The 6,483-nt window shown below is 66.5% G+C and carries 8 protein-coding genes; 1 reads left to right on the top strand and 7 read right to left on the bottom strand.

Annotated features, from left to right (window positions below):
• The 7 genes from H7290_RS13875 to H7290_RS13845 form a co-directional block, all read right to left on the bottom strand.
• On the bottom strand, positions 1–584 hold a 584-nt coding region (locus tag H7290_RS13875), incomplete at its 3' end, for a PfkB family carbohydrate kinase (protein WP_290514608.1).
• A 14-nt stretch (positions 585–598) separates the two neighbouring features.
• The gene (locus H7290_RS13870; RefSeq protein WP_290514607.1) at positions 599–1,555 is read right to left on the bottom strand and encodes a nucleoside hydrolase; all 957 of its coding nucleotides are present in this window, start codon (positions 1,553–1,555) and stop codon (positions 599–601) included.
• Positions 1,552–2,307 (bottom strand): glutamine amidotransferase, encoded by a 756-nt coding sequence (locus H7290_RS13865; RefSeq protein ID WP_290514606.1) that lies wholly within the window; start codon positions 2,305–2,307, stop codon positions 1,552–1,554. The genes H7290_RS13870 and H7290_RS13865 overlap by 4 nt, the downstream gene beginning before the upstream one ends.
• Positions 2,304–3,392: a hypothetical protein gene (locus H7290_RS13860; RefSeq protein ID WP_290514605.1), complete on the bottom strand. Its 1,089-nt coding sequence runs from the start codon at positions 3,390–3,392 to the stop codon at positions 2,304–2,306. The genes H7290_RS13865 and H7290_RS13860 overlap by 4 nt, the downstream gene beginning before the upstream one ends.
• Positions 3,393–3,397: 5 nt before the next feature.
• Positions 3,398–4,399 (bottom strand): ABC transporter permease, encoded by a 1,002-nt coding sequence (locus H7290_RS13855; RefSeq protein WP_290514604.1) that lies wholly within the window; start codon positions 4,397–4,399, stop codon positions 3,398–3,400.
• Positions 4,400–4,403: 4 nt separating this feature from the next.
• Positions 4,404–5,156, bottom strand: coding sequence for an ATP-binding cassette domain-containing protein (locus H7290_RS13850; protein ID WP_290514603.1), 753 nt, complete (start codon positions 5,154–5,156; stop codon positions 4,404–4,406).
• A complete protein-coding gene (locus H7290_RS13845) occupies positions 5,153–6,106 on the bottom strand; it encodes a substrate-binding domain-containing protein (RefSeq protein WP_290514602.1) in 954 nt (317 codons plus the stop codon). The genes H7290_RS13850 and H7290_RS13845 overlap by 4 nt, the downstream gene beginning before the upstream one ends.
• 138 nt (positions 6,107–6,244) lie before the next feature.
• Between H7290_RS13845 and H7290_RS13840 the strand changes: the two genes are divergently transcribed.
• Positions 6,245–6,483 (top strand): LacI family DNA-binding transcriptional regulator (locus tag H7290_RS13840; protein ID WP_290514601.1); only part of this gene is annotated, 239 nt, incomplete at its 3' end.

Genomic DNA, 6,483 nt, shown 5'->3' with positions numbered 1-6,483 from the left:
TCGGTGGGCTCGTCGCGCCCAGCCAGGCGCCCGAGCTCGCTTCGGTTTGGCACCAACACGTCCATCAGGGGGAGCAGGTCGCGTACCGGCGAGGGGTCTGTCGGCATGGGTGCAGGGTTCAGTACTACTAATGCCCCCGTGGCGGCCCGGGCGGCCGCGTCGACCGCGTCGAGGGGCACCTCGAGTTGGAGGAGCAATACCGCGGGCTGAGCCACGGACACGGCCTCGGCCACCTCGCGGGCGGTGAGCGAGGCGTTGGCGCCAGCGTCCACGACGATCGTGTTCTCTCCGTGGGCGTCGACAGTGATGATCGCGATGCCGGTGCTGGCCTCGGCCCGGCGTACGACCGCAGCCAGGTCGACGTCAAGAGCGCGTAGTGCGGCGAGCGATCTCTCGCCTGAGCTGTCGTCACCCACGGCGCCGACCATGGCGACCCTGGCGCCGAGAACCGCAGCGGCCGCTGCCTGGTTCGCGCCCTTGCCGCCGGGCGAATGAAGCCTCGTCCCCTCGGTCAAGGTCGTCTCCCCTGGGGCCGGGAGCGTGGCGACGGTCAGGGTGGTGTCCTCGTTCAGGGACCCGACCACACAAACTAGGCCGGTCATCGTGCGCCGCCGAGGCGATCGAGCGCTGCCAGGACGAGGTCCCAGTAGCGCTCGGCGTGCAGCTCGAGGGCGACAGCGACGTTGGACTGGTGGTCGGGTAGGCGGTCGAAAAGATCTACTACCGTGGTCCCGCGGGTCCACGTCCCATCCAGCTCGACGGCCACAAAACAGTCGCGCCAGTTGATCACGTCGGGGTCCAGCAGTGCCGCGATCGTGCACGGGTCGTGGACCGGGGGTGCCGCGAACTCCCAGATGCGTTCGTAGGAGTCCCCGAAGAAGCCCATCCAGGCCGCGCAGGTTTTTCCGACCTCGTGCGGCATGGCTGACATTCGCTCAACGACCTCGGGGGTGGCCAGGGCCTGGTGGGTCAGGTTGAGCCCGACCATCCGCAGCGGCACACCCGAGCGGAGCACCACATCGAGCGCCTCGGGGTCGGCGAAGGTGTTGAACTCTGCGGTTGGCGTGTGGTTGCCGCGCTCGGTGGAACCTCCCATGAAGACCAGCTCGCGAATGCTGCCCTTGAGCTCGGGCTGCTCGGTGAGCAACTCGCCGAGGTTGGTCATCGGCCCGGTCACCACTACGGTGACCGGCTCTGGCGACTCGGTGAGGGTGCGGGCCAGGAACTCGGTAGCCGTCTCGGAGACCGGTTGGACGGTCGGCTCGGGTAGATCGGGGCCGTCGAGGCCGCTGACCCCATGGACGTAGTTGCCCAGCGCCAGCTCACCGCTCATCGGTCCGGCAGCACCGACGGCGACTGGCACGTCCTCACGGCCCACCAGCGCCAGCACCCGCTGGGCGTTGCGGGTGGCGTCCTCGACGGCGCAGTTGCCGAAGCAGGTGGTGATGCCGAGCAGGCGGACGCCCGGAGAACCAAGAGCGAGCAGGATTGCGACGGCGTCGTCGTGGCCCGGGTCGCAGTCGAGCAGGACCGGGGTGGGAGCGCCTGAGCTCATCGAGCGGCCAACCAGCGCAGCATCGAGCCGACCAGGGGAGCGAAGCCATCCCAGGCCAGAAAATCCTCGGGGCACCAGTGGGGGCCGATGTCAGAGGTCCAGACCAAGGACCGACCTTTGCCGACCTCGCGGGTGGCGACAAGCACGTCGTCGCCGACGGTGGCCACCACAGTGGCGTCTTCGCGTGCCTTGACCATGTTGTAACCGAGCAGCGTGGGCGCGGAGCCGACGAGCTCGGACCATCCCGCGGCGGCGGGATGGTCGGGTGCAGCGATGGCGATGGGCGCGCCCTGGGGTGCCTCGACCCGGTCGTCCGACTCCAGCATGGTGACCGGCAGTACCTGAGCGATGGGGCTACGAGCGAAGTTGGCCCGTGCCTGGAAGCCGGTGAAGCTGAGGTACCCGCCGGCCATCATCAATCCCCCGCCCGCACGGGTCCACTCGGACAGTGCGATGAGCGGGTTGTCCATACGGCGACCCTGGAGGAAGACCTCGGGCGGCAGCACAAAACTGTTGGCGCCGATGTCGGAGAGGATGATGACGTCGTAAACAGATAGCGCTTCCACACTGCGCGGGAACGAACCCGGCACGTCGTGGGCGTACATCTGCTCGACCTCCAGACCTTGCGCCGCAGCCGCCGCGATGAACGCGTCGGCCCCGGTGTGGAAGGTAGTGCTCGAGAACTCGTCAAAGCCCTTGACATGAGTGGCGGTCGAGATCCAGCTCTCGCCGGCCAGTAGGACGCGGGTCACGTTGTCTCCTCGGGGGATGGATTGAACTGGTGGCCACGACCGCCGAAGAGGCAGCGGGGGTTGTCGATCATCAGGGACAGCACCTGCGTCTCGTCCAAGCCGTGGCGGCGAAGGCGGGGGGCGAAGTACTGGAGAATGTGGGCGTAGCCCGGGCCGCCGTGGCGGCGCAGGAGGGACTTGACGAAGATGTCCTGGCTCATCAGCAGTTGCGGGCCGTAGCCCCGTTCGACCAGCCGAGCCAGGTGAGCTGCGTTCTGGTCGTCAGAGGGGCACTGCACGCCCTGGTCGGCGTAGTAGACCTCCATGCCGAGCATGTCGTACTGGACCCAGGCGCCGCGGTCCATCACGGCCATCTGGTAATCCAGGTCCTCACCTGATGGGCCCATGTGGCACAGCACGACCTTGGTCGCGTCTGCACCCTCGGACTCGACGAGGTCGAGCACTGTGTCAGCCATCCGGAACCAGCCGGGCAGGTGGACCTGCACCGGCAGCCCGGTTTGGGCCTGGGCGGCGAGGGCGCCGCGCAGACTGACCTGCTCAGCACGGGTGAAGTCAGCGCTGACGCCGATCTCGCCGATGATCCCCGGACGCACCCCGTTCTCGCCCTCGCGCAGGTCGGCCAGGATGCGATCGGTGACCCCGTCGACCCCGAGGGCCACGACGTCTTCGGGGTGGGAGCCCTCGAGGTAGAAGCCGGTGCCGGCCACGACGTGCACACCGGTGCGCTCGGAAATCTCCCTGAGTCCGTTCAGGTCGCGGCCGATGCCCCAGCTAGTCGTCTCGATGACGGTACGTCCGCCCAGAACGGCAAAACGGTCGAGCTCTGCGCTGGCCACCGCAACGTCATCAAGGGCGAGGTTGGCGCGGTTGCCGAAGGGATCTTGACGTAGGTCCCACAGGAGTTCTTCGGTGAGCGGTGCCGCTGCGAACTTTGCGGGATCTAGAGCGATCGACGTGCTCGGGGTCCACCAGGAAGAGACGTCGTTGAGCAGGTGCTCGTGGCTCAGGGTGATCCCGAGGTCGCCGAGGCCGACGGGCCCTCGGACCGTCTGGACGGTTGTCGGGGTCTGCACAGCGGTGTTCACTGGCCTCAGCCTCTCTGCCCGGAGATACGGCCGAAGAGTTTCGCGTTCAACAAGATCGCCACGATCAGAATCAAGCCCTGGGTGATCGGTACCCAGTAGACGTCCACGCGCAGCAGAACCAGCCCGTTGCTGATCACGCCGAGGGTCACGGCGCCGATCGCGGAGCCGATGATCGAACCCTTCCCGCCCATGAGCGCGGTGCCACCGAGGACGACGGCGGTGATCACCTCGAGTTCGAAGAGCGTCCCGGAGTTCGCGGAACCGCTGGCAAGACGGGTCGCGGTGACCACGCCTGCCAACCCGGCCGCGAGACCGGTCAGGGTAAGCACCGCGAGCTGGATGCGGCGTACGTCGACCCCGGCGCGGCGCAGCGACTCGGCATTCGAACCGACGGCGACGACGTAACGCCCGAAACGGGTGTGGTTGAAGGCGTACCAGCCCACGGCAACCACCGCCACCGCGATCCAGGTCGGCGCGTACAAACCTGCGAGTTTGCCGTTGCCGATCGGCAGCAGTGCCTCGGAGGTGATGGGGGTGCTGTAACCGTCGGTGATGAGCAACGCAACGCCGCGAACGGCCGTGAGCGCGGCAAGGGTGACGATGAACGACTGGAGCTTGCCGAAAGCCGTGACCGCTCCGTTGAGCGCACCGATCCCGAACCCGACGACAAGGGTCAGGAGCAGGGCAACGAGCGGGTTGCGGCTCTCGGCGAAGATCGCCAGCGCCGCCGCGGTGAGCCCGAGGATCGAGCCGACCGAGAGGTCGATGTTGCCCGTCGTGATGACGAAGGTCATTGCAACGGCCACGATGACGGTCGGGGCGACCTGGCGGGCGACGTTGACCAGGTTGTTCGCCGTCAGGAAGGCGTCGGTCTGCAGGCTGAAGAAGACGAACAACACGGCGAAGACGGCCGAGATCGACAGAACGCCGAAGTTACGGGTGACGAAGTCCTGACGGGCACCGCGCCGGTTGGCGGCGGTGGTGAGAATTGGGGCTTTGGTACCCACGGTGTCACTTCCCCATCATCGCGGTGACCAGACCACTGAGGTCGGTCTCGGAAGGCTTCAGCTGTCGGTGGATGACGCCCTCGTGGAGGACGACGAACCGGTCGGCGACCTCGAAGAGGTCCTGGAGCCGGTGGGTGATCAGCACCACACTGACCCCCCGGGACGACACATCGCGGATCAGCTTCAGGGTCATCTCGACCTCGCGTGCAGCTAGTGCAGCGGTCGGCTCGTCGAGCACGAGCACCTTGGGTTCGAAGGTCACGGCTCGGGCGATGGCGATGGCCTGGCGCTGACCGCCGGACATGTTGCCCACCAACTGTCGAGTGTCACTGATGCGGATGTGGAGCGTGGCCAGGTCCTTGGCGGCTTCCTCGTGCATCCGTTGATGGTCTAGGCGGCGACTGAACCGACGGTAGATCTCGCGGCCCAAGAAGAGGTTGCCCGCGACATCGACGTCGTTGCATAGCGCGAGGTCTTGGTAGACCATCTCGATCCCGGCGGCCCGTGCGGCACGTGGGCCGTTGCCGGTCACGATGTTGCCGTCTACGCGGATCTCTCCCTGATCGGGTACGACCGCGCCGGCCAGCATCTTCATCAGTGTCGACTTTCCCGCGCCGTTGTCCCCGACCAACCCGACAACTTCGCCCCGCCCCACGGAAAAGTCGACGCCCCGAAGCACGTCGAGCGCACCGTAGCTCTTACGGATCCCGCGCATCTCGACACGGGCGGACGAGGTGTCCCGGGCTGGGGAAGTCACTCGAAGATCTTGCGGAAGGGGTCCACGTTCTCGGCGGTGACGATGGTGATGGGCACATCGATGAACCCGGCCGGCTCCTGGCCTTTGAGGATGGCGGCGAGTTCGTTGACGGCCTCGACACCCTCCTGGCGGGGGTCCTGCTGGACGATTGCGGTGACCAAGCCGCTATCGATGCCGGCGATCACCTCGGCAGTGAGGTCCCACCCGATGACCTTGGTCGTGCCATTGGGGTCCAGGGCTGCGACCGCGCCCACACTGGCGGGCTCTCCAGTGGTGTAGACGAAGCTGAGGTCGGGCTGGGCGGTAACCAGGTTCTGGGCGGCGGTGGCCGCCTTCTCCTGGACGTTCGCGCCATCAACGGCCTGGGTGAAGGTCGCACCAGCAGCGTCGATGACCTTGCGGAAGCTGTCCTCTCGCTGGTTCTGGATGAACGAGCTGCGGGCGTCAACCACGCCGTAGCTGGCCCCATCGGCGAGACCCTGGTCAACGACCCACTGGCCGGCCTCGGCACCTGCGGCCTCGTTGTCGACTCCGACGAAGGTGTCGATCGCGCCCTTGTCGAGCTCGGCGTCGATGGCCACGATACGGATGCCTTGGCTAGTGGCCTGCTTGACCGCGGGCAACACGCCGTTGACGTCGATGGCGACCACGATCAGCGCAGTGACTTTCTGCGAGACGAAGTTTTCGATGTCGCTGTTCTGCTTCGCGGAGTCATTGTTGGCGTTCGCAATCTGAAGGTCACAACCTGCGGCGTCGGCCGCCTCCTGGGCTCCCTCGTTCATCTGGGTGAAGAAGGTGGCGGTCTGGTTGATCTGGGTCATGCCGATCACGCACTTTCCTGTGGAATCACCGGCCTTCGCGGGCGAGGGCGCGTCGTTGCCGGTGCTGCATGCGGCGAACGTCAGGGTCGAAATGGTCGCCGCGACGGCCAAGCGGAAGTATCGAGTCATGGGGTCCTCTAACCTGTCGGTAATCGATTGCCGAGATTGTGTGTGACTCTAGACACACCTCGACCTCGTAGTCCAGAGTGAACAGGAAATCGATTGCCAACTGGTTCCCCGAGACCCCTTCGACCGACAGGAGACCGCGTGCCGCCGACCCGCTCGGTCACGATGGCTGACGTCGCACGCCTGGCCGGGGTATCGGTGGCTACCGTCTCGCGAACCCTCAGCGGCATCAGGGCCGTAGACCCCGCCATCCAGCAGCGCGTCACCGATGCCGCCGACCGGCTGGGCTACCAGGTCAACCTGGTCGGGCGGGCCCTGCGTCAGACACGCAGTTCCACCGTGGGCCTCGTGGTTCCCGACTTGGAGAACCCCTACTTCTC

The sequence above is a fragment of the Aeromicrobium sp. genome (assembly GCF_014378035.1).
In the GTDB taxonomy this organism is placed as follows: domain Bacteria; phylum Actinomycetota; class Actinomycetes; order Propionibacteriales; family Nocardioidaceae; genus Aeromicrobium.
The sequence above is the reverse complement of the archived record's forward strand: the minus strand, read 5'-3'. Positions and strand labels throughout refer to the sequence as shown.

Bases quoted from the DNA above. Each gene is read 5' to 3' on its own strand.
- H7290_RS13870 (WP_290514607.1), bottom strand. From the start codon at position 1,555: ATGAGCTCAGGCGCTCCCACCCCGGTCCTGCTCGACTGCGACCCGGGC.
- H7290_RS13845 (WP_290514602.1), bottom strand. From the start codon at position 6,106: ATGACTCGATACTTCCGCTTGGCCGTCGCGGCGACCATTTCGACCCTG.